21 protein-coding genes are annotated in these 26,803 nt (G+C 70.1%); 11 read left to right on the top strand and 10 right to left on the bottom strand.

Going from position 1 to position 26,803, the window contains the following annotated elements; genetic code table 11:
- The first annotated feature begins 302 nt into the window (after positions 1–302).
- Entirely contained in the window at positions 303–3,218 is a 2,916-nt protein-coding gene (locus tag TN53_RS09610; protein ID WP_046258017.1) for a glycoside hydrolase family 48 protein, read from the top strand.
- Between the two features lie 306 nt (positions 3,219–3,524).
- Positions 3,525–6,182, top strand: coding sequence for a cellulose binding domain-containing protein (locus tag TN53_RS09605; RefSeq protein ID WP_046258016.1), 2,658 nt, complete (start codon positions 3,525–3,527; stop codon positions 6,180–6,182).
- 61 nt (positions 6,183–6,243) lie between these two features.
- On the opposite strand, the gene TN53_RS09600 is transcribed toward TN53_RS09605, so the two are convergent.
- Positions 6,244–8,133, bottom strand: a complete 1,890-nt coding sequence (locus TN53_RS09600; protein WP_046258015.1) for a rhamnogalacturonan lyase — start codon at positions 8,131–8,133, stop codon at positions 6,244–6,246.
- A 58-nt stretch (positions 8,134–8,191) separates the two neighbouring features.
- Complete coding sequence (locus tag TN53_RS09595; RefSeq protein WP_046258047.1) at positions 8,192–9,142, bottom strand: helix-turn-helix transcriptional regulator; 951 nt, start codon at positions 9,140–9,142, stop codon at positions 8,192–8,194.
- 62 nt (positions 9,143–9,204) lie between these two features.
- Here TN53_RS09595 and TN53_RS09590 point away from each other — a divergent pair, with 62 nt between their 5' ends.
- Together TN53_RS09590 and TN53_RS09585 are read left to right on the top strand one after the other, a co-directional pair.
- Entirely contained in the window at positions 9,205–9,684 is a 480-nt protein-coding gene (locus TN53_RS09590; RefSeq protein WP_046258014.1) for a hypothetical protein, read from the top strand.
- The gene (locus tag TN53_RS09585) at positions 9,681–10,142 is read left to right on the top strand and encodes a hypothetical protein (protein ID WP_046258013.1); all 462 of its coding nucleotides are present in this window, start codon (positions 9,681–9,683) and stop codon (positions 10,140–10,142) included. Before TN53_RS09590 ends, TN53_RS09585 begins: the two co-directional genes overlap by 4 nt.
- Here the strand turns inward: TN53_RS09585 and TN53_RS09580 are convergent.
- Together TN53_RS09580 and TN53_RS09575 are read right to left on the bottom strand one after the other, a co-directional pair.
- Positions 10,126–10,869 carry a class I SAM-dependent methyltransferase gene (locus TN53_RS09580; protein WP_046258012.1) on the bottom strand — a complete coding sequence of 248 codons (744 nt, stop codon included), beginning with the start codon at positions 10,867–10,869 and terminating at the stop codon, positions 10,126–10,128. The genes TN53_RS09585 and TN53_RS09580 overlap by 17 nt on opposite strands.
- Before the next feature lies 1 nt (position 10,870).
- Complete coding sequence (locus tag TN53_RS09575) at positions 10,871–11,176, bottom strand: 4a-hydroxytetrahydrobiopterin dehydratase (RefSeq protein ID WP_046258011.1); 306 nt, start codon at positions 11,174–11,176, stop codon at positions 10,871–10,873.
- 118 nt (positions 11,177–11,294) lie between these two features.
- On the opposite strand from TN53_RS09575, the gene TN53_RS09570 reads away from it, so the two are divergent.
- Entirely contained in the window at positions 11,295–12,092 is a 798-nt protein-coding gene (locus TN53_RS09570) for a helix-turn-helix domain-containing protein (RefSeq protein WP_046258010.1), read from the top strand.
- On the opposite strand, the gene TN53_RS09565 is transcribed toward TN53_RS09570, so the two are convergent.
- Positions 12,074–12,499, bottom strand: coding sequence for a hypothetical protein (locus TN53_RS09565; protein ID WP_046258009.1), 426 nt, complete (start codon positions 12,497–12,499; stop codon positions 12,074–12,076). The genes TN53_RS09570 and TN53_RS09565 overlap by 19 nt on opposite strands.
- Before the next feature lie 239 nt (positions 12,500–12,738).
- Between TN53_RS09565 and TN53_RS09560 the strand changes: the two genes are divergently transcribed.
- The 6 genes from TN53_RS09560 to narI all read left to right on the top strand — a co-directional run bounded on the left by TN53_RS09560 (position 12,739) and on the right by narI (position 21,125).
- On the top strand, positions 12,739–13,602 hold the full coding sequence (locus TN53_RS09560) for a helix-turn-helix domain-containing protein (protein ID WP_095046393.1): 864 nt from the start codon (positions 12,739–12,741) through the stop codon (positions 13,600–13,602).
- A gap of 102 nt (positions 13,603–13,704) precedes the next feature.
- Complete coding sequence (locus tag TN53_RS09555) at positions 13,705–14,526, top strand: SAM-dependent methyltransferase (RefSeq protein ID WP_046258007.1); 822 nt, start codon at positions 13,705–13,707, stop codon at positions 14,524–14,526.
- 84 nt (positions 14,527–14,610) lie between these two features.
- Entirely contained in the window at positions 14,611–18,306 is a 3,696-nt protein-coding gene (locus TN53_RS09550) for a nitrate reductase subunit alpha (protein ID WP_046258006.1), read from the top strand.
- 1 nt (position 18,307) lies between these two features.
- A complete protein-coding gene (narH, locus tag TN53_RS09545) occupies positions 18,308–19,912 on the top strand; it encodes a nitrate reductase subunit beta (protein ID WP_046258005.1) in 1,605 nt (534 codons plus the stop codon).
- A complete protein-coding gene (gene narJ / locus TN53_RS09540; RefSeq protein WP_046258004.1) occupies positions 19,912–20,406 on the top strand; it encodes a nitrate reductase molybdenum cofactor assembly chaperone in 495 nt (164 codons plus the stop codon). Before narH ends, narJ begins: the two co-directional genes overlap by 1 nt.
- Positions 20,403–21,125 carry a respiratory nitrate reductase subunit gamma gene (gene narI, locus TN53_RS09535; protein ID WP_046258003.1) on the top strand — a complete coding sequence of 241 codons (723 nt, stop codon included), beginning with the start codon at positions 20,403–20,405 and terminating at the stop codon, positions 21,123–21,125. Before narJ ends, narI begins: the two co-directional genes overlap by 4 nt.
- Positions 21,126–21,131: 6 nt before the next feature.
- On the opposite strand, the gene TN53_RS09530 is transcribed toward narI, so the two are convergent.
- From TN53_RS09530 to TN53_RS09510, 5 genes are all read right to left on the bottom strand, one after another.
- Positions 21,132–21,347: a hypothetical protein gene (locus TN53_RS09530; RefSeq protein ID WP_046258002.1), complete on the bottom strand. Its 216-nt coding sequence runs from the start codon at positions 21,345–21,347 to the stop codon at positions 21,132–21,134.
- A 38-nt stretch (positions 21,348–21,385) separates the two neighbouring features.
- A complete protein-coding gene (dnaK, locus tag TN53_RS09525) occupies positions 21,386–23,239 on the bottom strand; it encodes a molecular chaperone DnaK (protein WP_046258001.1) in 1,854 nt (617 codons plus the stop codon).
- A 152-nt stretch (positions 23,240–23,391) separates the two neighbouring features.
- The gene (locus tag TN53_RS09520; RefSeq protein WP_046258046.1) at positions 23,392–23,817 is read right to left on the bottom strand and encodes an OsmC family protein; all 426 of its coding nucleotides are present in this window, start codon (positions 23,815–23,817) and stop codon (positions 23,392–23,394) included.
- A 358-nt stretch (positions 23,818–24,175) separates the two neighbouring features.
- Positions 24,176–26,251: a phage holin family protein gene (locus TN53_RS09515; RefSeq protein ID WP_095046391.1), complete on the bottom strand. Its 2,076-nt coding sequence runs from the start codon at positions 26,249–26,251 to the stop codon at positions 24,176–24,178.
- An 86-nt stretch (positions 26,252–26,337) separates the two neighbouring features.
- On the bottom strand, positions 26,338–26,739 hold the full coding sequence (locus TN53_RS09510) for a hypothetical protein (protein ID WP_046257999.1): 402 nt from the start codon (positions 26,737–26,739) through the stop codon (positions 26,338–26,340).
- Between the last annotated feature and the right edge of the window lie 64 nt (positions 26,740–26,803).

Raw genomic sequence — 26,803 nt, 5'->3', positions numbered from 1 at the left:
CCATCGCGGGGCGAGCCTGAGTAAAGGTACTGAACGCGGGGGGTGTCGCATGAGCGACTCCTTGCAGATCAGCGCGCCGTGACGGACGCGTCGACTGATGGAACCGCTCCCACTGGTGTCACCGAAGTTAGCGCCAAGTGACGGCAAAGAACAGAGGAGTCACTTGACTTTTCCTCAACCACATTCATCGAATCTTTTCGACTCTTCAAGCATCTTGACCCCTCTCACCCTCATCCCCACTATGGGAGCGCTCCCACTGGTTCAAGCCTTGACTTCTCCGAGCCGCAAGGAGGAACCAGCACATGGCACCGAGAAGGAGACGCCGGACTGTCCGGCGCTTGTGGACGGCCGTCGTGGTCGCCCTGGCACTGCCGTTCGCCATGCTGAGTGTGGCTTCAACTCCCGCACAGGCAGCGGCAGTTCAATGCAGCGTCGACTACAAGACGAATGACTGGGGCTCCGGCTTCACCACGGACGTGACGATCACGAACCGCGGTACGGACGCCATCAGTGGCTGGACCCTGACGTATGCCTACGCCGGCAACCAGAAGCTGTCGAACGGATGGAACGGCACCTGGTCCCAGTCCGGTCAGACGGTCACGGTGAACAACGCGACCTACAACGGGAACATCGCGGCCGGTGCCGCGGTCTCCACCGGCGCGCAGTTCACCTACAGCGGCACCAACGCCGCCCCGACGTCCTTCGCGATCAACGGCACCACCTGCACCGGCGCCCACCAGCCGCCGATCACGGTGCTGACCAGCCCGGCAGCGGGCGCGGTCTACACGCAGGGCAACGCCGTCCCGCTGGCGGCGACCGCCGCCGCCGCGGACGGGGCGACGATCAGCAAGGTGGAGTTCTACGACAACACCACGCTGCTGGGCACCGACACCACGTCGCCGTACTCGCTTTCGGTCTCAAGCTTGACCGTGGGCAGTCATTCGCTGCTCGCGAAGGCGTACGACAGTCTGGGCGCGTCCGGGGAGTCCACCCCGGTCGGCATCACGGTCGCCTCGGGTCCCGCCGTGGTGGCCTCGGCCACCCAACTCGCCGTGCAGCAGGGCGAGACGGGCACGTTCGGGGTGAAGCTGTCCACGCAGCCGTCCGCGAACGTGACGGTGACGACCGCTCGGGCGAGCGGCAACTCGGGTCTGTCCGTGACCGGCGGGGCTTCCCTGACCTTCACCCCGTCGAACTGGAACACCGCCCAGAACGTCACCATCACGGCCGACGCCTCCGGCACCGGAGCCGCGATCTTCGAGTCGACGGCGACCGGGCACGCCAAGTCGTCGGTGACGGTCACGCAGATCGAGGCGGCGGGCGAGTACGACGCCCGCTTCCTGGAGCTGTACGGCAAGATCACCAACCCGGCGAACGGCTACTTCTCTCCCGAGGGCATCCCCTATCACTCGGTGGAGACGCTGATCGTCGAGGCCCCGGACCACGGTCACGAGACCACGTCGGAGGCGTACAGCTACCTTCTCTGGCTGCAGGCCATGTACGGCAAGGTGACCGGCGACTGGACCAAGTTCAACGGTGCCTGGGACATCATGGAGAAGTACATGATCCCCACGCACGCCGACCAGCCGACCAACTCCTTCTACAACGCCTCCAAGCCGGCGACCTACGCGCCCGAGCTGGACACACCCAACGAGTATCCGGCGAAGCTGGACACCGGCGTGTCGGTGGGTTCGGATCCGATCGCCGGTGAACTGAAGAGCGCCTACGGTACGGACGATGTCTACGGTATGCACTGGTTGCAGGACGTCGACAACGTCTACGGCTACGGCAACTCGCCCGGCAAGTGCGAGGCGGGTCCGACGGACACCGGCCCGTCGTACATCAACACCTTCCAGCGCGGTGCGCAGGAGTCGGTGTGGGAGACGGTTCCGCAGCCGACCTGCGACGCCTTCAAGTACGGCGGCAAGAACGGGTACTTGGACCTCTTCACCGGTGACGCCTCCTACGCCAAGCAGTGGAAGTTCACCAACGCCCCGGACGCCGACGCGCGTGCGGTGCAGGCCGCGTACTGGGCCGACAAGTGGGCCGACGCGCAGGGCAAGGGCGGCGAGATCTCCACGACCGTGGCCAAGGCCGCGAAGATGGGCGACTACCTGCGCTACTCGATGTACGACAAGTACTTCAAGAAGGTGGGCAACTGCGTCGGTCCGACCACCTGTGCGGCCGGGACCGGCAAGGACGCCTCGATGTACCTGATGTCCTGGTACTACGCCTGGGGCGGCGCCACCGACACCTCGGCGGGCTGGGCCTGGCGCATCGGCTCCAGCCATACGCACGGCGGCTACCAGAACCCGATGGCCGCGTACGCGCTGAGCGCCTACGCCGACCTGAAGCCCAAGTCGAGCACAGGTGCCGCCGACTGGGGCACCTCGCTGACCCGGCAGATCGAGTTCTACCGCTGGCTCCAGTCCAACGAGGGTGCCATCGCGGGCGGAGCGACCAACAGCTGGGCGGGCCGTTACGCGCCCCCGCCGGCCGGCAAGTCCACCTTCTACGGCATGTACTACGACCAGCAGCCCGTCTACCACGACCCGCCGTCCAACCAGTGGTTCGGCTTCCAGGCGTGGTCGATGGAGCGGGTGGCCGAGTACTACCAGCAGACGGGGAACGCGGCCGCGAAGACCGTCCTCGACAAGTGGGTGGACTGGGCGCTGGACCACACCACCATCAACCCCGACGGCACCTACCAGATCCCGTCGACCCTCCAGTGGTCGGGCCAGCCCGACACCTGGAACGCGTCAAGTCCCGGCTCCAACAGCGCACTTCATGTCACCGTCGCCGACTACACCAACGACGTCGGTGTGGCCGCCGCGTACGCCAAGACCCTGACGTACTACGCGGACCGCTCCGGTGACACGGCCGCCGCGACGACGGCGAAGGCACTCCTGGACGGCATGTGGGACAACCACCAGGACGCCCTGGGCATCGCGGTGCCGGAGAACCGGGCCGACTACAACCGGTTCGACGACGGCATCTACATCCCGAGCGGCTGGACCGGCACCATGCCGAACGGCGACGCGATCAACTCGTCGTCGACCTTCGATTCGATTCGGTCGTTCTACGAGGACGATCCGGCCTGGTCGAAGATCGAGGCGTATCTCGCGGGCGGTGCGGTCCCGTCGTTCACGTACCACCGGTTCTGGGCCCAGGCGGACATCGCCATGGCCATGGGTTCGTACGCGGAGCTTCTCGAATAGCCCCCGCGAAGCGTTCCACGAGAAGGCCGGTGCTCGAAGTGCGGGCCGTCTGTGGCTGGTCGCGCCCGCGCGGCGGAGCCGCATATCGGATACCGCCCCGCGCCCCTGACGGGGCGCGGGGGGCACCGTCCCTTCTCCGGAACCGCTTAAGGCTCCGCGTACGAGGTCTCGCCACCTGACGGTGAGGCCGACTCGCCGGGCGGCCCCCTCCCGCACTGGGGGTCGCCCGGCACCTCTCGAACCCCATAGCAAGCGCTTGCTATTCGCACCTTCCCCTCCTCCCCCACGTCCCCGGAAAGGACCCCCGTGCGAAGAACACGCATCCTCACTGCCGTGCTGGCGCTCGCGGCCGGCCTGCTCGCGGGCACCCCGCCCGCACTCGCCGCCGACAGTACGAAAACAGCCATCGCCGCCGACACCTACACCTGGAAGAACGCCCGGATCGACGGCGGCGGATTCGTCCCCGGCATCGTCTTCAACCGCAGCGAGAAGAACCTGGCCTACGCCCGCACAGACATCGGCGGCGCCTACCGCTGGGTGGAGTCGAGCAAGACCTGGACACCACTGCTGGACTCGGTCGGCTGGAACGACTGGGGGCACACCGGCGTGGCGAGCCTGGCCTCCGACTCCGTGAACCCGGACCGGGTGTACGCGGCGGTCGGCACGTACACCAACAGCTGGGACCCGGGGAACGGGGCGATCCTGCGCTCCTCGAACCGGGGCGCGAGCTGGCAGAAGACCGACCTGCCGTTCAAGCTCGGCGGGAACATGCCGGGGCGCGGCATGGGCGAGCGGCTGGCGATCGACCCGAACAAGAACAGCGTGCTGTACCTGGGCGCGCCCAGCGGCAAGGGCCTGTGGCGGTCGACGGACTCCGGTGCGACCTGGTCGCAGGTCGCCAACTTCCCCAACGTCGGCAACTACGTACAGGATCCGAGCGACACCTCCGGCTACGCCAGTGACAACCAGGGCGTTGTCTGGGTCACCTTCGACGAGCGGACGGGCACCTCGGGCAACGCGACGCAGACGATCTACGTCGGGGTGGCCGACAAGGACAACGCGGTGTACCGCTCGACGGACGGGGGCGCGAGCTGGTCGCGGCTGGCCGGGCAGCCGACCGGATACCTCGCGCACAAGGGCGTACTGGATACCGTCAACGGCTATCTGTACATCGCATACAGCGACAAGGGCGGTCCGTACGACGGCGGCAAGGGCCGGCTGCTGCGGTACGCGACCTCGACGGGTACGTGGACCGACATCAGCCCGGTCGCCGAGGCCGACACGTACTACGGCTTCAGCGGGCTGACCGTCGACCGGCAGGATCCGGGCACGCTGATGGCCACGGGCTACAGCTCCTGGTGGCCGGACACCCAGATCTTCCGCTCCACCGACAGCGGCGCCACCTGGACGCGCGCCTGGGACTACTCCTCGTACCCCAACCGCTCGAACCGCTTCACGATGGACGTCTCGTCGTCGCCGTGGCTGACCTGGGGCGCGAACCCCTCGCCGCCCGAGCAGGCGCCGAAACTCGGCTGGATGACCGAGGCGTTGGAGATCGACCCGTTCAACTCCAGCCGGATGATGTACGGGACGGGTGCGACGGTCTACGGCACGGAGAACCTCACGAACTGGGACTCCGGCAGCCAGTTCACCATCAAGGCGATGGCGCAGGGCCTGGAGGAGACCGCGGTCCTCGACCTCGCCTCGCCGCCGTCCGGCGGCGCCCAACTCTTCAGCGCACTGGGGGACATCGGCGGTTTCCGGCACACGGACCTGACCAAGGTGCCGGCGATGATGTACACCCCGCCGAACTTCACCACGACGACGAGCCTGGACTTCGCCGAGACCAACCCGAACACGATGGTCCGGGCCGGCAACCTCGACGCGGGCCCGCACATCGCCTTCTCGACGGACAACGGCGCCAACTGGTTCGGCGGGAGTGACCCTTCGGGGGTCAGCGGCGGCGGCACGGTCGCGGCGGCCTCGGACGGCAGCCGCTTCGTGTGGAGCCCGGCGGGCACCGGTGTGCAGTACACGACGGGCTTCGGCACCTCGTGGGCGGCGTCGAGCGGGATCCCCGCCGGTGCGATCGTCGAGTCCGACCGGGTCGACGCCAAGACCTTCTACGGCTTCAAGTCGGGGAAGTTCTACGTCAGTACGGACGGCGGCGCGACCTTCACGGCCTCGGCAGCCACCGGGCTGCCGAGCGGCGACAGCGTCCGGTTCAAGGCACTGCCCGGCACCAAGGGTGATGTCTGGCTGGCGGGCGGTGCGACGGACGGCGCGTACGGGCTGTGGCACTCGACCAACGGCGGTACGTCCTTCACCAAGCTGTCCAACGTCGAGCAGGCCGACACCGTCGGCTTCGGCAAGGCGGCGACGGGGGCGTCGTACCAGACGCTCTACACCAGCGCGAAGATCGGGGGCGTACGCGGCATCTTCCGTTCCACGGACCAGGGTTCGACCTGGACGCGCATCAACGACGATGCTCACCAGTGGGGTTGGACGGGCGACGCGATCACCGGTGATCCGCGGGTGTACGGCCGGGTCTATGTGTCGACCAACGGCCGCGGCGTCATCTACGGCGACTCCTCCGACACGGGCGGCGGCGGTGGTGGCACCGATCCCACGCCGACGCCCACGGGTGCCTGCGAGGTGACGTACAAGATCACGAATGAGTGGTCGGGCGGCTTCCAGGCGGACGTCCAGCTCAGCAACACCGGCTCAAGTGCCTGGAGCGGATGGTCACTTGGCTGGTCCTTCCCCGACGGCCAGACGATCGGTCAGCTGTGGAACGCCGAGTACACCCAGTCGGGTGCGGCGGTGACGGCGAAGAACGTCGACTGGAACGGCAATGTGGCGGCGGGCTCGTCCGTGGGCTTCGGCTTCACGGGCAACTGGTCGGGCGCGAACACCAAACCGGCCGCGTTCAAGCTGGGCGACCAGACCTGCAAGGTGAGTTGACCGTATCCACGCGCGAGGAGGCCCCGTCCGTTTCCGGGCGGGGCCTCCTCCTCCGGGTGTGTCAGGGCGTGTACACCGTCGGCCTCGGTGCCGTCGCCATGCCGTTTCCGATGAAGAAGCTCGGGTGCGGAGGCTGGTTGTAGGCGGTGTTCTGCCAGGCCAGGCCCGTGCGGTACATCGTGTCGTGGAGCAGGGTCGTGATCTTCGTGGTGGTCTCGTACGGCGTGGAGTAGATCCTGAGGGCCGTGTTGTCGGACGTCGGCCAGACGACCTCCTCGCGCCAGTCGCCGAAGATGTCGCCGGACAGGGACGGCGTGGCCTTGGTGCTGTTGTTGGAGTGGACGCTCGCGCCGGTCAGCAGGCGGGTGTCGGAGGAGGTGCCGTACTTGTCGATGTGGGTGCCGTCGAGGAGTTCGCGGGTGGTGTCGCCGTCCCACCAGGACAGGAAGTTGACCGACGAGGGTTCGCGGCCCTTCGTGGCGCCCGCTTCGTCACGGATGGAGGTGTCGGAGGCGGACCACATCTCGGCGCCGTCGTTGCCGGCGTAGATGTCACCGGCGACCCCGCGGCCGTTGTCGCAGCAGGCCGCCAGCTTCCAACGGACCGCACCGGTAGCGGGGTTGATGTAGAGCTCGGCGGGCTGGGAGGTGGACTCGGAGACCTTGAAGTACTCCAGACCCGATGTCGAGGGGTCGAGGTCACCGAGGTGCTGGGCGTCGCCGTGACCGGTCTTGGTGGTCCACAGGCCGTTGCCGTTGTCGTCGACGGCCATCGCGCCGTACACGATCTCGTCCTTGCCGTCGTTGTCGACGTCCCCGACGGAGAGGCTGTGCGAGCCCTGACCGTCGTACCCCTTGCCGGAGTTGGTGGAGGAGTTGGTGTCGAAGGTCCAGCGGCGGGTGAAGGTTCCGCCTCGCCAGTCCCAGGCCGCGAGCACCGAACGGGTGTAGTAGCCCCGCGCCATGATCAGCGAGGGCCGGGCGCCGTCCAGATACGCCGTGCCCGCGAGGAAGCGGTCGACGCGGTTGCCGTAGGAGTCTCCCCACGAGCTCACCGTGCCGCGGGCCGGGACGTAGTCGACGCTCTGCATCGCCTTCCCGGTCTGGCCGTTGAACATGGTCAGGTACTCGGGTCCGGACAGGACGTACCCACTGGAGTTGCGGTAGTCGGCCGACGAGCTGCCGATCACCGCGCCCGTCCCGTCGACGGTTCCGTCCGCGGTCTTCACGGCGACCTCGGCCTTGCGGTCGCCGTCGTAGTCGTACACCTGGAACTGTGTGTAGTGCGCGCCGGAACGGATGTTGCGGCCCAGGTCGATGCGCCACAGCCGGGAGCCGTCGAGCTTGACGCCGTCGAGGATCGTGTTGCCGGTGTAGCCGGACTGGGAATTGTCCTTGGCGTTGGTGGGCTGCCACTTGAGCACGAAGTCCAGCGCCCCGTCACCGTCGAGGTCCGCGACGGAGGCGTCGTTGGCCTCGTAGGTGTAGGCGACTCCGTCGGGGGTGGTGCCGCCCGCGGGCGGGGTGATCGGCACGTCCTTGTAGCCGGTGCGGAACTGGATCGCGTGCACCGAGTCGGCCTGCTCCACACCGCCGACGATCGCGCGGATCGTGTAGTCGGCCTGGGACGGGGCGCCGGAGTGGAAGTAGTTGGTGGAGCCGGTGACGGGCGTCGAGTTGACCAACGCACCGGCCCGGTAGACGTTGAACGACACGTTGTTCGGGTCGGTGCCGAGCCAGCGCCAGCTGACCAGGTTGCCGGCGTCGGTGTGGACGCTGACGACACCGCGGTCGAGTGCCTCCACCTGCCGGGCCGTCGCGGCCTCGGCCGTGCCGGTGGCGAGCTGGGTGAGGCCGGCGGCGACGAGCGCCGTGGCGGCGGTCAGCGCGGAGAGGACGACCCTTCGTCTGCGGCGCGGGAGCGGATGCGGATGCGGGTGCGGGTGCTGCACGAGACGTACCTCCTGGGAGGACGGACGGGGGTCCGTGAGGACGTGCGGATTCCGTTCCTCAGTGGCCGCCGCGTGCGCCGGGGTTGCCGTACATTTCGGCCAGTTCCGCCGCCGTTCGGGCGAGCCGCTCGCGCAGCTCGGGCGGCTCCAGGACCTCGATGTCCGTGCCCATGCGCAGGAACTCGCCGAGGGCGTGGTCGACGGACTCGACGGGGACCGTGGCCAGAGTTCCCCCGCCCGCGTCGGCACGGACGTCGAACGCCCTGGCGAGCGTCACGCCCGGCGCAAGCCGCACCAGCGCCTCGCCCCGGTACAGCCGCTCGTGGAAGTCCCGCTGGTAGGCCGCCCAGTACGCGGCCAGGTCGAAGTCGTCCGGGCGCATGAACTCTCCCTCTGTCACAGCGAGTTGGAGAATCTGGTCGACCCGGAAGGTACGCGGCCCCGGGCCGGCCACGACGTACCAGCGCCCCGCCTTCAGCACCAGCCCGTACGGCTCCAGCCGGCGCTCCACATCGGTCGGCGCACGCCAACGACGGTATACGATATCCAGTACACGGTTGTTCCACACCGCGTCGGCCACCGCCGGCAGATACGGCGTCTCCTCCGCCTCCGCGTACCAGCCGGGCGCGTCCAGATGGAAGCGGCCGCTGATCCGGTCGGCGTGCGCCCGCAGCTCCACCGGCAGCGCCGCCCGCACCTTGAGCTGCGCCGCCGCCAGCACCGACCCCAGCCCCAGCTCGGCGGCCGGACCGGGCACGCCCGCGAGGAACAGCGCCTCGGCCTCGTCGGCGGTGAGCCCGGTCAGACGGGTGCGGTAGCCGTCGAGCAGCCGGTAGCCGCCCGCATGCCCCGCGTCGGCGTACAGCGGGACCCCGGCCGCGCTCAGCGCCTCCACGTCCCGGTAGACGGTCCGCACCGACACCTCCAGTTCCTCGGCGAGCTGGGCGGCGGTCATCCGGCCCCGTGTCTGGAGCAGGAGCAGGATCGAGACGAGCCGACTGGACTTCACCACCACAGAATCCCAGACTTCACTGACAGAGGGTGTCAGTGAAGCGGTCCTAGCTTCCCGCCATGAGCTTCACCGAGAAACTCCTCACCATCCCCCCACCCATCGAGGTGGCGGGCCGGCACATCAAGCGCTACCACGTCACCGCCGACCCGGCGGGCATCGCGCCCGACGTGGAGAAGGCGGCGTACGCGATCCTCCCGGAGCTGCTGCCGGAGCCGGACGGCACCCCGCCCGCGACCTTCGTCGTCCTGCACCGAGGCGGCGACGACGGCGCCTACCTCAACGCCTACAGCTGGGTGTGGGACAACGTCCTGCACTTCCGGGGCGCCTCGGCGGGCCAGCCCGTGCTCGGCTGCCCCGACCACGACCCCACCCACTTCATCAGGCCCGAGCTGCCGTGGATCGGCTGTGTCTGGGAACTCCCGCCGATCCTGCACGAACGGGACGCCTGGGTACGGCATCTGCTGTCCCCCGAAGTCCCGGACCTGGCCGCCTACTTGGCCGACTCCCTGCCCGAAGGAACCACGGGGGACCGCGCATGAGCAGCCCGCACGACTTCGACTTCTTCCACGGCGACTGGCAGGTCCTCAACCGCCGCCGCACCGACTTCCTGGACCCGGACAGCGCCTGGGAGGAGTTCTGGGCGACCAGCCGCTGCCGGCCCCTGTTCGACGGCGCCGCCAACGTCGACGAGATCGACATGCCGCATCTCGCCGCGAAGGGCGCGACCCTGCGGCTGTTCGACCGGGAGAGGGGGCAGTGGTCGCTGAACTGGGCCTCCAGTCGCAGCGGCACCCTCTTCCCGCCGGTCTTCGGCCGGTTCGACGGCGACCGCGGCGAGTTCCACGGCAACGACCGACACGACGACAAGGACGTGCGGGTCCGCTTCGTCTGGTCCGACGTCCGCGACACCGGGGCCCGCTGGGAGCAGGCCTTCTCGCTCGACGGCGGGGACACCTGGCTGACCAACTGGATCATGGAGTTCACCCGGGCTTCCTGAAGGCCCGCAGCGCGAACACCGGGTCGGCGCGCGGCCGGTCCTGGTCCGGCAGTGCCTCGAGGCGGGCGGCGAGCGCATCGGTGCGCGGGTCGCCCGGCGGCAGCAGGGTGAACCAGCCGCGCCGCAGGTCGGCGGCCGTACGGCGGGGGCTGCGGCCCTGCCCCCGGCCCAAAAACCGGGCCCGCCCGGCGTCGACCAGGCCCTGCGCGGCGGCGTGCGCCTCGACGCGGGGCTCGGCGTCCGGGGCGGGCCGACGGGGGCGCGGGGCCAGGACGGCGTCGATGTCGCTGCCGACGTCGTGCGCGGCGGCCTTGTCGACGGTGGTGACGTACACACCGCCGGGCCGCAGCACCCGGGCGCACTCGGCGACGATGCTCCGCACGTCCTCGGCGTCGTCGACGAGATGCAGCAGCCACACACTGGTCACCGCGTCGAACACCCCGTCGGGGAAGGGCAGTCGGCGGCTGTCCGCGAGGACGATCGCCCCCGGCAGGCGGGCCGCGGCCATCCGCGCCATGCCGTACGTCAGGTCGGCGCCCGCCACCCGCAGCGCGGGCCGTGCCCCCGCGAGCCGCCGGGTGACGATCCCGGTGCCGCAGGCCACGTCGAGCAGACGGCGGGCGCCCTCGGGGACCAGGCCCAGCACGGCGTCGGCGGCCGCGGCGGCGCGGGGCTCGCCGCCGCGGGTGATGTCGTAGGCGTCGGCCTCCTTGTCGTAGTCCAGCACCTCACCGGGCTCCGTGGCCGGGGGCGAGCGCCTCCACCTTCTGCGCGAGTTCGAAGTCCTTCTCGGTCACCGCGCCGCCCACGCTGTGCGTGTTCACGGTCAGGGACACCGTGTTGTAGCCGAGCGTGAGGTCCGAGTGGTGGTCGAGCTCCTCCTGGACCTGGGCGATGTGGACGACCATCGCCGTGGCCGCGAAGTGCGAGGACAGACGGTAGGAACGGGCGAGGCGGTCCCCGTCGAGCGACCAGCCCGGCAGTTCCGCGAGCCGGTCCTCGATGTCCTTCTGCGACAGCGGTTCGAGGGGCATGACGCTGCTCCTTCCTGGACTGCGGGTTCTCCTTCAGCGTGCCACACGGAGCCCACCGAAGCCCTGGTCACAAGGGTCCCCTTCCCCGACGTACCCCTTCGTCGTCTACGGTCCTCGTATGACCACCACAGCCGCCGGAAAGGGCGTCGGCCCCCTGCTGCGGGCCTGGCGGGAGCAGCGCCGGGTCAGTCAGCTGGAGCTGGCGCTGCGGGCCGACTCCTCCGCCCGGCACATCAGCTTCATCGAGACGGGCCGTTCCCGGCCGAGCGAGGAGATGGTGCTGCGGCTGGCCGAGCATCTGGACGTCCCCGTGCGGGAGCGCAACGCGCTGCTGCTGGCGGCGGGTTACGCCCCGCGCTACTCGCAGACTCCGCTGGACGACCCGGCGCTGGACTCCGTGCGTGCGGGCATGGAGCGTCTGATCCAGGGCTACGAGCCTTATCCGGCACTGGTGTTGGACGCGATGTACAACGTGCTCGCGGCCAATCGCGGCATTCTCATGCTGCTCGACGGCATCCCGGAGTCCCTGCTCGAACCCCCGCTGAACGCGATGCGGCTGACGCTGCATCCCGAGGGCATGGCCCCTCGGATCCGCAACCTCGGTGAGTGGCGCGGGCATCTGCTCGCGCAGATGGAGCGGCAGATCGCGCTGCACCGCTCGCAGCCGCTGCGGGAGCTGTACGAGGAGGTGGCGGCGTATCCCGTGCCGGACACCGGTTGCGGTGAACCGCTGGAAGAGGCACCGTACTTCGCGCTCCCGATGCTGATCGAGCACGAGGGCCGGGTGCTGTCGTTCATCTCCTCCATCTCCACCTTCAACACCCCCATGGACGTGACCGTCGCCGAGCTGGCCATCGAGACGTTCCTCCCGGCCGACCCGGCGACGGTCAAGTACCTTCAGTCACTGATGTCCTGACGGGCCTTCAGGGCCACGTGCTGGAGGACGGCGAACCCGGCCACGGTCGAGGCCTGCACGACGGTCCACACGGCGCCCGCCGTCGAAGGGGTGAGCCACAGGACCAGGGCGAGGCAACTCACCGCGGCCCAGGCAAGGTTGATCTCGACGACGGCCCGGACCGGCAGCGTGGCGGGCCGTGCCCGGGAGGCCAGCAGGCCGACGGCCGCGGCGTACACCACCAGGAACGCCCCGAGTTCGAGCAGCAGCGTGGAGCCGACCCCCGTCAGGCGGCCCAACGGCCCGGAGAGGGCCAGGTAGGCGAGTGCGTTCGCGCCGGTCACGACCGCGTCGAGGGCGAGGAAGCGGCGCAGGGCGACGTGCGGGTCACCGGTGCGGGCAAGAGCGGACAGCTGGGTGGCGGACATGGCGAATCACCCTCCGACGGGGTCGATTTGAGGCTCTGGGAGAAGGCGGGACCCGGGTTCCGGACCGGAGTGCGCCGGCCCGGAACCCGTTGTCACCACGATCCCGCCGCCGGCCGGCACCGTCGATTACCCCCGGAGTAATGCCACACGTGGCGAGCGCCTCACCCCCGACCCCGTGAGACCGACAGCGGAACATGGCACACTGCCCTGCATACTTCGGCGCGTAGGGGAGGCGTGGCGTGAGTGAGCGGCGGCCTGCGCCCACCGTGGGTCAGGTGGTGCTCGGCAGACGGCTCCAGGAGTTGCGGGAGGCGGCCGGGCTCAAGCGCGAGGAGGCCGCGAAGGTTCTCCGCGTGGCCCCCGCGACCGTACGGCGCATGGAGATGGCCGAGGTCGCGCTGAAGATCCCCTATGTGCAGCTGCTGCTGTCCACGTACGGTGTCGCGGAGGAGGAGACGGACGCCTTCGTCGCGCTGGCCGAGGAGGCGAACCAGCCGGGCTGGTGGCAGCGGTTCCACGATGTGCTGCCGGACTGGTTCAGCCTGTACGTGAGCCTGGAGGGTGCCGCCCGCATCATCCGCTCCTACGAACCGCACTTCGTGCCCGGCCTGTTGCAGACCGAGGCGTACGCCCGCGCCGTCATGGAGGCGGGCACGATAGCGCAGCAGGGCTCCGACACCATCGAGCGGCACGTGTCCCTGCGGATGACCCGGCAGCAGCTTCTGGAGAAGCCCGATCCGCCCCACCTGTGGGTGATCATGGACGAGACGGTGCTGTGCCGGCCGGTCGGACAGGGCGGCGAGATCATGCGGGAACAGCTCGACAGACTCCTGGAGTTGGCCGAGCGCGACCGGGTCACCCTGCAGATCGCGGAGTTCGCCGCGGGCCCGCACCCGGGGACGTACGCGCCCTTCTCGCTGTTCCGTTTCGCCGAGCCGGAACTGCCCGACATGGCGTTCACCGAGTATCTGACCGGCGCCCTGTACCTGGACTCCCGCGCGGAGGTCTCCGCGCATCTGGAGGTCCTGGACCACATGACGGCGCGCGCCGCGTCGGCCGAGCGCACCAAGAAGCTCCTGCGGGAACGCCGCGCGACCTATTGAGCCACGCGCCTCCCGGGCCGCGCACGGCAACCTTCCGGCCACCCCCCGACGACTCCCGAGCAGACCCCCGTCAGGCACCGCGTACCGAGGAGAAGACACCGCATGACCGGATCCGGATCCGAAGCCGCGCCCAGCACCGTCGACACCAGCCGGCCGCATCCGGCGCGGGTGTACGACTGGTGGCTGGGCGGCAAGGACAACTACCCGGTGGACGAGGCGCTGGCCCGCAGGATCCTCGCCACGGACGGCACCGCGGTGCGCGGGGCGCGCGCCAACCGCCGGTTCATGCACCGGGCGGTGCGGACGGCCGCCGAGAGCGGGATCCGCCAGTTCCTGGACATCGGCACCGGCATCCCCACCGAGCCGAACCTCCACCAGGTGGCCCAGGAGGTCGCCCCGGAGTCGAGGGTGGTGTACGCCGACAACGACCCGATCGTCCTCAGGCACGCCCAGGCGCTGCTGCACAGCGCCCCCGAGGGCGCCACGAACTATGTGCACGCCGACGTCCGGGACCCCGACACGATCCTGCGGCTGGCCGCGGAGACCCTGGACTTCGCGCGGCCCGTCGCGCTGTCCCTGGTGGCGCTCACCCACTACCTGGACGGCGAGCCCGACGGCGACGACGCGTACGGCCTGCTCGCGCGGTACGTCGCCGAGCTCGCGCCCGGCAGCCTCGTGATCCTGTCCCAGGTCACCCCCGACCTCAGCCCGGAGGCGATCGCCAAGGTCACGGAGCACTTCCGGGCCGGCGGTACACCGTTCCACCCGCGTTCCCTGGCCGAGTTCGCGCGCTTCTTCGACGGTCTGGAGCTGCTCGGCCCCGGCGTGATCCCGGTCTCCGGCTGGCGGCCGGGCCCCGAGGACGTGGCCGCCCAGGCGGAGGGCATCGTGCCGGTCTACGCGGGGGTCGCCCGCAAGGCGTGACCTGACCCGAACGGGCGCCGCCGACGGGTGCGCTCCCCTGCCCAGCCCTAGCTTCGAGAAGCACGGGCAAGCAAGGGAGCGCATGTGACCGACAACCGGACACCGCCCTCGGAGCCGGGTGCGGCGCTGCTGCGGGCCGGGAGGTTCTTCCGGCCCGGCACGCCCGCGTCCGACCTGCACAGCATCGGGCTGACGGGTGGACGCGAGGCGGACGCCTTCTACCGGGACCGGTGGAGCCACGACAAGGTCGTGAACTCCACGCACGGCGTCAACTGCACGGGTTCGTGCCGCTGGAAGGTGTACGTCAAGGACGGCATCATCACGTGGGAGACCCAGCAGACCGACTACCCGAGCGTCGGCCCCGACCGCCCCGAGTACGAGCCGCGCGGCTGCCCCCGGGGCGCCGCCTTCTCCTGGTACACCTACTCCCCCACCCGGGTCCGCTACCCGTACATCCGCGGTGTGCTCCTGGAGCTGTACCGCGAGGCCCTCGGCCGGCTCGGCGACCCGGTGCTGGCCTGGGCGGACATCCAGAACGACCCCGAGCGCCGCCGCCGCTACCAGCAGGCCCGCGGCAAGGGCGGCCTGGTGCGCGCCACCTGGGACGAGGCGGTGGAGATCGTCGCGGCCGCACAGGTCCACACGATCAGGACCTACGGCCCCGACCGCATCGCCGGCTTCTCCCCCATCCCGGCGATGTCGATGGTGTCGCACGCGGCGGGCGCCCGGTTCCACTCCCTGATCGGCGCCCCGATGCTGTCGTTCTACGACTGGTACGCCGACCTGCCCGTGGCCTCCCCGCAGGTCTTCGGCGACCAGACCGACGTCCCGGAGTCGGGCGACTGGTGGGACGCCGCGTATCTGATGATGTGGGGCTCGAACGTCCCGGTGACCCGCACCCCTGACGCGCACTGGATGGCGGAGGCCCGTTACCGGGGCCAGAAGGTCGTCGTGGTCGCGCCCGACTACGCCGACAACGCCAAGTTCGCCGACGAGTGGCTGCACCCGCACCCCGGCACGGACGGCGCGCTGGCCCTCGCCATGGGGCACGTGATCCTCAAGGAGTTCTTCGTCGACCGCGAGACACCGTTCTTCGCGGACTACGTACGGAAGTTCACCGACCTTCCCTTCCTGGTGACCCTCAGCGAGAAGGACGGCGGCTATGTCCCGTCCAAGTTCCTGCGCGCCACCGACCTCGGCCAGGAGGGCGAGGGCGCGGAGTGGAAAACGGTCGTGCTGGACGCGGCGAGCGGTCGCGCGGTCGTCCCCAACGGCTCCCTCGGCTTCCGCTGGACCGAGTCCGGCAAGGGCCGCTGGAACCTCGAACTCGGCCCGATCGAACCGACGTTGACCCTGTACGGGCAGAAGATCTCCAGGGGCGTCGAGGTGCTGCTCCCCCGCTTCGACACCGAGGGCGGCGAGCACGGCCAGGGCCGCGGCGACGTCGTACGGCGCGGTGTCCCGGCGACCCGGCTGGGCGGCCCTGACGGCCCCCTGGTGACGACTGTCCACGATCTACTGCTGGCGCAATACGGTGTGCGGCGCCCCGATCTCCCCGGCAGCTGGCCCGCCTCCTACGAGGACACCGAGGCACCCGGCACCCCCGCCTGGCAGGAGGTGCACACCTCCGTCCCGGCCGCCAAGTGCGTCAAGATCGCCCGCGAGTTCGCGCGGACCGCCGAGCGCTCCAAGGGCCGCTGCATGATCCTGATGGGCGCCGGCACCAACCACTGGTTCCACTCCGAGACCATCTACCGTTCCTTCCTCGCCCTGCTCCAGCTGACCGGCTGCCAGGGCCGCAACGGCGGCGGCTGGGCGCACTACGTAGGCCAGGAGAAGTGCCGCCCGGTCACCGGCTGGGCGACGCTGGCCGCCGCCTCCGACTGGTCACGGCCGCCGCGGCAGATGATCGGCACGGCCTACTGGTTCCTCAACACCGACCAGTGGCGCTACGACCACTTCAGCGCCGACGTGCTCGCCTCGCCGCTCGGTGAGGGCCGCTTCAAGGGCATGACGGGCGCCGACTGCCTGGCCCTGTCGGCGCGTTCGGGATGGATGCCGTCGTATCCGACCTTCGACCGCAACCCGCTGGAGCTGGGCGAGGCCTTCGGCGATCCGGTGGCGAAGGCGGTGGCCGAACTCCGGGCGGGAACACTGAGCTTCGCGTGCGAGGACCCGGACGCCCCCGAGAACTGGCCACGCGTGCTGACGCTGTGGCGGGCCAACCTGCTCGGCTCGTCGGCGAAGGGCGCCGAGTACTTCACCAGGCATCTGCTGGGCACGCACTCGTCGTTGAACGCCCAGGAGGCCGAGCCCGACGAGCGACCCCGGGACGTGACCTGGCGCGACGAGGCCCCCGAGGGCAAGCTCGACCTGCTGCTGTCGCTGGACTTCCGGCAGACCTCCTCCACGCTGCTCTCGGACGTCGTCCTGCCGGCCGCGACCTGGTACGAGAAGCACGACCTGTCCAGCACGGACATGCACCCCTACGTGCACTCCTTCACCCCGGCCGTGGACCCGCCCTGGCAGGCCCGCACCGACTTCGACACCTTCAAGGCGCTGGCCGACCGGCTGAGCGAGATGGCGGTTGTGCACCTGGGCGTCCGCAAGGACCTGGTGGCGACCCCGATGCAGCACGACACCCCGGGCGAGACGGCCCAGCCCGGCGGCGTCGTCCTGGACTGGAAGCGCGGCGAGTGCGATCCGGTGCCCGGGAAGACGCTGCCGAACCTCACGGTCGTCGAGCGCGACTACACGGCGATCGGCGCGAAGTTCCGGGCGCTGGGCCCGCTGGTCGAGGAACTGGGCCTGCCCTGCAAAGGCATCGCCCTCAGACCGGACGAGGAGGTCGACCACCTCCGGGAGCTCAACGGGGTGGTCCGCGAGGGCCCCGCGGCGGGCCGCCCGTCCCTGGACACGGCCGTGAAGGCCGCCAACACGATCCTGTCCCTGTCCGGCACCACCAACGGCCGTCTCGCCACTCAGGGCTTCCACACCCTTCAGGAGCGCACCGGCCAGGAGATGGCACACCTGGCCGCCGAGCACGAGGGCAAGCGGATCACGTACGCCGACACCCAGGCGGCGCCCGTCCCGGTGATCACCTCGCCGGAGTGGTCCGGCAGCGAGGCCGGCGGTCGACGGTATACGGCTTTCACGCTGAACACCGAGCATCTCAAGCCGTGGCACACCCTCACCGGGCGCCAGCACTTCTTCCTCGACCACGACTGGATCCACGAGCTCGGCGAGGCACTGCCGATCTACCGTCCGCCGCTCGACATGAACAAGCTGTTCAACGAACCCGAGCTCGGCCCGGACGGCCAACGGGAGGTGACGGTCCGTTACCTCACCCCGCACAACAAGTGGTCCATCCACTCCGAGTACCAGGACAACCTGTTCATGCTCGCCCTCTCCCGCGGCGGCCAGTCCATCTGGATGTCCCCGCAGGACGCGGACGCCATCGGCGTGCGGGACGACGACTGGATCGAGGCGGTCAACCGCAACGGCGTCGTCGTCGCCCGCGCGATCGTCTCGCACCGGATGCCGGCCGGCACGGTCTACATGCACCACGCGCAGGAACGCACCGTGAACGTCCCCAAGACGGAGAGCACCGGAAAGCGCGGCGGCATCCACAACTCGCTCACCCGTCTGATCCTCAAACCGTCCCATCTCGTGGGCGGCTACGCCCAGTTGAGCTGGGCGTTCAACTACCTGGGCCCGACAGGCAACCAGCGCGACGAGGTGACGGTCATTCGCCGTCGGTCGCAGGAGGTGGAGTACTGACATGCGAGTGATGGCCCAGATCGCGATGGTCATGAACCTCGACAAGTGCATCGGCTGCCACACCTGTTCCGTCACCTGCAAGCAGGCGTGGACCAACCGGCAGGGCATGGAGTACGTCTGGTTCAACAACGTCGAGACCCGGCCCGGCCAGGGTTATCCGCGCCGCTACGAGGATCAGGAGAAGTGGCGCGGCGGTTGGGAGCTGAACAAGCGCGGCGCCCTCAAGCTCAAGGCGGGCGGCCGCTTCCACAAGCTCCTCGGGATCTTTTCCAACCCGAAGCTGCCGGAGATCAAGGACTACTACGAGCCCTGGACGTACGACTACAAGAACCTCACCGACGCCCCGCTCGGCGACGACTACCCGGTGGCCCGGCCGGTGTCGCAGATCGACGGCAAACCGATGAAGATCGAGTGGTCCTCGAACTGGGACGACAACCTCGCCGGCGCCCCCGCCTACGGCGACCTCGATCCCATGGTCGAACGCACCCGCCAACAGGCCGCGGACAAGGTGAAGTTCGAGTTCGAGCAGACCTTCATGTTCTATCTGCCGCGCATCTGCGAGCACTGCCTCAACCCGTCCTGCGTCGCCTCGTGTCCCTCGGGCGCGATGTACAAGCGGGCGGAGGACGGCATCGTCCTGGTCGACCAGGACCAGTGCCGGGGCTGGCGGATGTGCGTGACCGGATGCCCGTACAAGAAGGTCTACTTCAACCACCGCACCGGCAAGGCCGAGAAGTGCACGATGTGCTATCCGCGCGTCGAGGTCGGCCTGCCGACGGTCTGCTCGGAGACGTGCGTGGGCCGCCTCCGCTACCTCGGCGTGATCCTCTACGACGCCGACAAGGTGACCGCCGCCGCCTCCACACCCGATGAGAAGGGCCTGTACGAGGCCCAGTTGGACGTCTTCCTCGACCCCGACGACCGTGCCGTGCAACGGGCGGCGGCGGAGGCCGGGATCCCGTACGACTGGATGGAGGCGGCCCGCCGCTCCCCCGTGCGGGCGCTGATCAGCACATACAAGGTGGCGCTGCCCCTGCATCCGGAGTACCGCACCATGCCGATGGTCTGGTACATCCCGCCGCTGTCGCCGGTGGTGGACGCGCTGACCGAGACCGGTCACGACGGCGAGGACGCCCAGAACCTCTTCGGCGCCATCGACACGCTCCGCATCCCGCTGGAGTACCTCGCGGAGGTCTTCACCGCGGGCGACACCGCCCCGGTGCGGTCGTCCCTGGAGAAGCTCGCGGCGATGCGCGCCCACATGCGCGCGATCAACCTCGGCGAGGACCCGGACCCGTCGGTCACGCAGGCCGTCGGCATGACGCCCGAGGAGATCGAGGAGATGTACCGGCTGCTGGCGATCGCCAAGTACGAGGACCGCTACGTCATCCCGACCGCGGCCGTCGGTGACGCGCGCCGGCTGGAGGAGTCGGCGATCCCGGACGACTGCAGCCTCGAATACGACGGCGGCCCGGGCATGGGCGGCGACGGGCCGTTCGGCCAGGACTCCGGCCGCAAGCTGCTGCCGGTGGTGTCCGTGGAGAACTTCCACGGGCTGCGCAGACGCCAGACGTCCGACGACCCGGCAGACGCCGAGGAGGTCTGATGCCCTCGTACGCCGTGCTGTACCAGGCAGCCGCGCTCTGTCTGACGTACCCCGACGACGACTTCCGTGCCCGGCTGCCCCTGCTCCGTGAAGCGGCCCCGCAACTGCGGGAGTTCGTCGACCACGCGGCGCTCACCCCGCCGCAGGAGCTGGCCGCGCACTACGTCCAGGTCTTCGACTTCAAGAACCGGCACAGCCTCTATCTGAGCTGGTGGCAGGACGGGGACACCCGCCGACGCGGTATGTCGCTGGTCCGCTTCAAGGAGGTCTACCGCGCCGCCGGACTGGAGTTCACCGGCGAGGAGCTGCCCGACTTCCTGCCCGCGGTCCTCGAGTTCGCGGCCCGCACCGGCAGCACCGACCTGCTCACCGAACACCGGGACGGCCTGGAACAGCTGCGCTCCCGGCTCACCGGCTTCGGGACACCGTACGCGTCCGTCCTGGATGCCGTATGCGCCACACTGCCGAACGCATACACCGGGGTGCGCTCATGACCACACTCCTCTGGGGCGTCCTGCCGTACGTCGCCTTCGCCCTGCTCGTCGCCGGTCTGATCTGGCGCCACCGCTACGACAAGTTCGGCTGGACGACCCGCTCCTCGCAGGTCTACGAGTCGAAGCTGCTGAACATCGCCTCGCCGGCGTTCCATTACGGCATTCTCTTCGTGCTGGCCGGGCACCTCGTGGGCCTGTTCGTCCCGATGTCGTGGACGGACAAGCTCGGGGCCGGCGAGCACACGTACCACCTGCTCTCGCTCTACGGCGGCACGGCGGCCGGGCTGCTCGCGGTCGGCGGGATCCTGTTGCTCGTATACCGTCGACGCACGAAGGCACCCGTCTTCCGGGCGACGACCGCCAACGACAAGCTCATGTACCTGGTGCTGCTCGGCGCGATCGCGATGGGCATGATCGCCAAGCTCACCCACGCCACCGGCGACGGCTACAACTACCGCGAGTCCATCGGCCCCTGGGCGCGCAGTCTGTTCACCCTCCAGCCCGACATCGACCGGATGGAGGGTGTGCCGGTGCTGTACCGGATCCACGCGGTCATCGGGATGGCGCTGATCGCGTTCGTGCCGTACAGCCGGCTGGTGCACATGTTCAGCGCGCCGGTGCAGTACCTGTTCCGCCCGTATGTCGTGTACCGCAGCCGCGACCCCGAGCAGTTGGGGCCGCGGCCGGAGCGGCGGGGTTGGGAGAAGACGGGCGCGTAGCCGCCGTCAGCCGCCGTCGATGTGGCCGGCCGGGGCGGCGCCGCCGTCGTAGTGGCCGTCCGTGCTGTTCTCGTGATGTCCGGCCGGGGCCGCGTCCACGGACCAGTCCCGGTTGTCCGGCGTGTCCACGCCCCAGGGCATGCCCACGGCCGCGGCCCCCGCCAGCAGCGAACCCGCCGCCAGAGCCGCTGACCGTGCGCGCCGTGTCCTGTTGTCACCCATGCTCGTGTCCCTCCGTGAAGTCCGCTGCGGCCGGCCTCTCAGGCCGCCCCGCCCTTGGGATCCTTGTCGTCGTCGACGATCTCCGCGTCGACCACGCCTTCCTCCTCGGGAGACGCGGGCTGCTGGTCGGTGGGTTCCGCCTGGGCCTGGGCGTACATCGCCTGACCCATCTGCTGGCTGACGGTGGCGAGTTTCTCGACGCCGGTGCGCAGGGCGTTCGTGTCGGCGTTCTGCTCCAGGAGCGTCTTCAGCTCGGCGATGGCCGACTCCACCTCCGACTTGGTTTCGGCGGGGACGCGTTCCTCGTTGTCACGGATGAACTTCTCGGTCTGGTAGACGAGTTGCTCGGCCTGATTGCGGGTCTCGGCCGCCTCCCGGCGACCCCGGTCCTCCTCGGCGTACTGCTCCGCCTCGCGCATCATGCGGTCGATGTCGTCCTTGGGCAGGGCCGAGCCGCCGGTGACCGTCATCTTCTGTTCGCGGCCGGTCGCCAGGTCCTTGGCGGAGACGTGCATGATCCCGTTGGCGTCGATGTCGAACGCGACCTCGATCTGCGGGACGCCGCGCGGCGCGGGCGGCAGTCCGGTCAGGTCGAAGACGCCCAGCTTCTTGTTGTACGCGGCGATCTCCCGCTCGCCCTGATACACCTGGATGCCCACCGAGGGCTGGTTGTCGGTCGCCGTCGTGAAGATCTCCGAACGGCGGGTCGGGATCGTGGTGTTGCGCTCGATGAGCTTGGTCATGATGCCGCCCTTGGTCTCGATGCCCAGGGACAGCGGGGTGACATCGAGCAGCAGGACGTCCTTCACATCGCCGCGGATGACCCCGGCCTGGAGGGCCGCGCCGACGGCGACGACCTCGTCCGGGTTGACGCCCTTGTGCGGGTCCTTGCCGGTGAGTTCCTTGACGAGGTCGGTGACGGCGGGCATCCGGGTCGAGCCGCCGACGAGGATGACGTGGTCGACCGCGGCGAGCTTGATGCCGGCGTCCTTGACGGCCTGGTGGAAGGGGGTCGTGCAGCGGTCGAGGAGGTCGGCGGTCAGCTCCTGGAACTGGGCGCGCGTCATCTTCTCGTCGAGGTGCAGGGGGCCCTCGGCGGAGGCGGTGATGTAGGGGAGGTTGATCGTCGTCTCCGACGAGCTCGACAGCTCGATCTTGGCCTTCTCGGCTCCCTCGCGCAGCCGTTGCAGCGCCATCTTGTCCTTGCCGAGGTCCACGCCGTACTGCCCCTGGAACCTCTTCACCAGGTGCTCCATGACCCGCTGGTCCCAGTCGTCGCCACCGAGGTGGGTGTCGCCGTTGGTGGCCTTGACCTCGATGACGCCGTCGCCGATCTCCAGCAGGGAGACGTCGAAGGTGCCGCCGCCGAGGTCGAAGACGAGGACGGTCTGCTCCTCGCCCCGGTCCAGGCCGTAGGCGAGCGCGGCGGCCGTGGGCTCGTTGATGATCCGCAGCACGTTCAGGCCCGCGATCTCCCCGGCCTCCTTGGTGGCCTGCCGCTGGGCGTCGTCGAAGTAGGCCGGGACGGTGATCACCGCGTCGGTGACGTCCTCGCCGAGATAGGACTCGGCGTCCCGCTTCAGCTTCTGCAGCACCCGCGCGGAGAGCTCCTGCGCCCGGTAGCGGGTGCCGTCGACATCCCCCTGGTCCGGGAAGCGCCAGCCCCCGTCGCCCATGTACCGCTTCACCGAACGGGCCGTCCGCTCGACGTTCGTCACCGCCTGCCGTTTGGCGACCTCCCCGACGAGCACCTCGCCGTTCTTGGCGAAGGCCACGACCGACGGTGTGGTCCTGGCTCCCTCCGCATTGGCGACGACTGTGGGGTCGCCGCCCTCCAGGACGGCCACCACGGAGTTCGTGGTCCCCAGATCGATCCCGACCGCGCGTCCCATCGCTGTCCCCTTCCGCCAGGGCACTTCCCGGACTCCAGCACAAAACTTGAGTGGGCTGTTGTCAATGCCGCGTACCCGTGCCGGGTACCCGGAAATGGGCGATGCCGCGCCCCCCTCGCGAGGGAGGCGCGGCATCGCGGGACGTACGGGTGTCAGCCGAGTTCGGCCGTGAGCGTGATCGTCGTGCCGGTGAGTGCCTGGCTGACGGGGCAGTTCTTCTTGGCGTCCTCGGCGGCCGAGGCGAAGCCCCCGGCGTCCAGGCCCGGCACCTCACCGCGCACGGTGAGGTGGATGCCGGTGATGCCCTCGCCCGGCTGGAAGGTGACGTCGGCCTTCGTCTCCAGCCGGGTGGGCGGCGTGCCGGCGCCGGTCAGGCCGTGCGACAGCGCCATGGAGAAGCAGCTGGAGTGGGCGGCGGCGATCAGTTCCTCGGGGCTGGTCTTTCCGTTGGCCGCCTCGGCGCGCGACGGCCACGACACCGGCTGCGACCCGATGCCGGAGGAGTCGAAGGTGACGGTGCCACTGCCCTTGAGCAGTTCGCCTTCCCAGACGGTGTGTGCGGTACGCGTGGTAGCCACGGTCAGTCCTTTCGCATGCGGTCCCGGTTCCGGGTTGCCCTCCCATCCGATCACATTCCGGCCCACCGCACCCGGAAGACCGGACCACGCGCGCTGAAGGGGGACCGGGCCCCCTCCGGGATCAGACAGGCGTGCTCGCGTCGCACCCTCAGGACCTCGCACCAGCCGTCCGTGATCACCAGCACGGGCGCGCCCCGGCACCGCTCACGGGTGGGACGGGGTGATATGTGCGGGGCGCTCGGCAGTGACCGGAATGTGCCCTGGGCAAACCCGTGCCGCGGTGACACGGTGTGCGCGGTCCTCCGTGTGAGCCGCTCCTCCGTTCATGGGGGTATGGAGGAGCGGCAGACCTCGAGAGCTAGGCCGCGCGCCGGTCCTCGGTCTGACGTGTCGTCAAAGGCACCTGGGGGCCGTCCGATTCGCGCAGCCAGCGGCGCAGGACGCGGTGGACGTGCTCGGCGCCGACGAGTTCCTCGGCGTCCGCCACGGGCGCGGACAGGACGACGGGCGACAGCAGGAACGGCCGGCCCTGGGCGCCGCCGAGACCGCCGTGCGAGCCGATCTGCTCCTCGAAGGCGAGGACTTCGCCGTCGACCGGGTCGTACCAGGAGTTGACCATGATGTCGGCGGTGTGCGCGAAGCCGTGCGTGCGGCGTACGACGTCGGCGGCGCCCGGCCCGAACGCGGCCAACGGGCCCGGTTCCTCGTCGAGTCGGCCGACCGGGATCTCCGTGCCGAACGGCCCCAGGACCACTCCCCCGTGCTCCGCGCTGCGTACGAGGAGGAAACCGATGCCCGGGTGGTTGGCGAGCGTGGTCAGCAGGGCGGGGTGGCGGGCGTCGATCTCCTCCTTGGTCATCCGGTGGTGCACGTCCGGGAAGGAGACCAGGCCGAGGTTGCCGGAGGCCAGCACGAGCGGCTCCGAGCGGCGGCGCGAGGGCCGGCGCTGCTCGTCGCGCTCCTCGACGGGGATGCGCAGCGCGGCCCGCACGGCCGCGCGGGCCTCGGCGCCGCTGTGGGTGCGCTGCGCCTTGCGGGGCACGGGCAGCCCGCAGCCCGCCCGCACCAGGTCGCCGAGGGAGAGGCCGTAGCGGGTGCGGAAGGTCTCGCCGGGGCTCTGGCCGTGGTCGGACAGGACGACGATCCGGTACGGGCGCGGGGCGTGCTCGACGACGTTCGCGATCAACGCGAGGGAACGGTCGAGGCGTTCGAGGACCTTCTCGGCGTCGCGGCTGTGCGGCCCGGAGTGGTGGGCGACCTCGTCATAGGCGACGAGGTCGGCGTAGACGGCGGTGCGGCCGGCGAGCATGTCGCCCATCACCGCGGCGACGACGACGTCCCGTTCGACGACGGTCGCGAAGGCGCGGACGAGGGGGTAGAGGCCGCCGCGCTTGACGCGCGGGCGGGCCCGGCAGGCATGGCTCCTGGTCGACTGCGCGATCTCCCGGCCGACCTCGGCGAAGAACGACAGGGCCGTGCGGACGGCGTTGGCCGGGTCGGAGAAGTACGCGAAGTAGCCCGCGCGGGAGCGGGTCTCGCGGCTGCGGCGGCGGGTGGCGATGGACAGCACGAGGGCCTGCTCCTCGGCGCCGCCGCTGAAGAGGTTCCCGCGGCTCGCGCCGTCGGCGCTGAGCAGCCCGCCGTCACCGGTGCGTGCCACCGCCCGGCGCTGGAGTTCGGCGGCGCTGGTGGGGCGGTTGCAGACCATCACCTCCTGGCTGTCCTTCTCGTACCAGCGGAAGGCCGGCACGTCCTCGTTGCTGCCGTGCAGGATGCCGAGCTGGCTGGCGCCGGTCTGGCTGGACCAGTCGGTGCGCCACGGGGTGAGGCGGTGGGTGCTGTCCAGCCACTGGGCGACGGTGGGCATGAGGCCTTTCTTCACCGCGGCCTCCAGGACGTCGTGGCCGACGCCGTCCAGCTGGAGGAAGACCGTCCCCGGCGTGACGGGGCCGGCCGGTCCCGCGCTGCGGCGGCGGTCGGCGAGCCGGTAGAGCCGGCGCCGGTAGGCGTCGTCGTCGCGCACGGCCAGGGCGGCGCCGGTGGCGGAGGCGACGGCCGACATCACGGCGGCGACCACGACCGCGGTCTCCCACGCGGCCGCGCCGCGCTCGGTCGGATTCAGCCGGAGCGCCAGCAGGAGCAGGAAGCCGTTGAGGACGAAGACCAGCAGACCGAGCACGAGGGCCGGCACCAGCAGCAGGAGCCGTACGAGAAGCGGCCAGACCAGCGCCGACAGCACACCGAAGGCGCCGGCGCCCAGGGCCGCGGTGACCGCGATGTCGGTGGCGCTGTCACCGTCCGCGGACCGGAGCTGGAACTCCGGCAGGATGCCGGCCAGCACGAGCATGGTGACCGTGGAGACCGCCCACACCGTGACGCTCCGCCCCGCCTGACTGGCGACCCGCCGCCAACGCCCGCCTCGCACGCCCCGCACACCTCACGTCCCGGGCCCGTCGTCGGTGCGGGCCTGCACCCACCCTGTCACAACGCACGCAGGCCCCCGGCGTCCCCGGGCAGGTGTCAGCGGCCGTCGTAGCCCGCGGTCGGCATCGACAGCCGGCGGTGGATCCGGGCCTTCATCTGGGCGTCGTAAGACGGTTCGGCGCGCCCCACCGTCTCCACCCGCACCCCGCGACGGGTGCACTCGGCGACGAACTCCTCGATCGAGGACAGGGCGCTGGCCAGGACACGGTGGCTGGGCGCGACGAACAGATCGGTGCCGGGGCGGACACCGTCCCACAGGACGCAGTGGTCGGCGCGCAGACCCCGCACGAGGAGTTCCCGGCTGACGACGTAGCCCCGCTCCGCCGCCCAGCGAGCGCACATCGCGTGCTGGCTGCGGGAGTCCACCAGGAAGGGATCCGCCTCCAGTTCCTCGAGCGGCGTCAGACTCGCGATCGCCGTGACGCGCACCGGTCCCATGGCGTCCCCCTCACCTCCGGGTTTCGCCGCCGACCCTACTCCTGCCCGTAGGCTTCGGGGAGTC

It is taken from the genome of Streptomyces sp. WM6386, assembly GCF_000972385.1.
In the GTDB taxonomy this organism is placed as follows: Bacteria; Actinomycetota; Actinomycetes; order Streptomycetales; family Streptomycetaceae; genus Streptomyces.
The sequence above is the reverse complement of the archived record's forward strand: the minus strand, read 5'-3'. Positions and strand labels throughout refer to the sequence as shown.

What these genes read in the sequence shown, in the direction of transcription:
- TN53_RS09610 (WP_046258017.1), top strand. Translation starts at nt 303, where the DNA reads ATGGCACCGAGAAGGAGACGCCGGACTGTCCGGCGCTTGTGGACGGCC.
- TN53_RS09590 (WP_046258014.1), top strand. Translation starts at nt 9,205, where the DNA reads ATGAGCTTCACCGAGAAACTCCTCACCATCCCCCCACCCATCGAGGTG.
- TN53_RS09585 (WP_046258013.1), top strand. Translation starts at nt 9,681, where the DNA reads ATGAGCAGCCCGCACGACTTCGACTTCTTCCACGGCGACTGGCAGGTC.
- TN53_RS09575 (WP_046258011.1), bottom strand. Translation starts at nt 11,176, where the DNA reads ATGCCCCTCGAACCGCTGTCGCAGAAGGACATCGAGGACCGGCTCGCG.
- TN53_RS09570 (WP_046258010.1), top strand. Translation starts at nt 11,295, where the DNA reads ATGACCACCACAGCCGCCGGAAAGGGCGTCGGCCCCCTGCTGCGGGCC.
- TN53_RS09565 (WP_046258009.1), bottom strand. Translation starts at nt 12,499, where the DNA reads ATGTCCGCCACCCAGCTGTCCGCTCTTGCCCGCACCGGTGACCCGCAC.
- TN53_RS09555 (WP_046258007.1), top strand. Translation starts at nt 13,705, where the DNA reads ATGACCGGATCCGGATCCGAAGCCGCGCCCAGCACCGTCGACACCAGC.
- narH (WP_046258005.1), top strand. Translation starts at nt 18,308, where the DNA reads ATGCGAGTGATGGCCCAGATCGCGATGGTCATGAACCTCGACAAGTGC.
- narJ (WP_046258004.1), top strand. Translation starts at nt 19,912, where the DNA reads ATGCCCTCGTACGCCGTGCTGTACCAGGCAGCCGCGCTCTGTCTGACG.
- narI (WP_046258003.1), top strand. Translation starts at nt 20,403, where the DNA reads ATGACCACACTCCTCTGGGGCGTCCTGCCGTACGTCGCCTTCGCCCTG.
- TN53_RS09530 (WP_046258002.1), bottom strand. Translation starts at nt 21,347, where the DNA reads ATGGGTGACAACAGGACACGGCGCGCACGGTCAGCGGCTCTGGCGGCG.
- dnaK (WP_046258001.1), bottom strand. Translation starts at nt 23,239, where the DNA reads ATGGGACGCGCGGTCGGGATCGATCTGGGGACCACGAACTCCGTGGTG.
- TN53_RS09510 (WP_046257999.1), bottom strand. Translation starts at nt 26,739, where the DNA reads ATGGGACCGGTGCGCGTCACGGCGATCGCGAGTCTGACGCCGCTCGAG.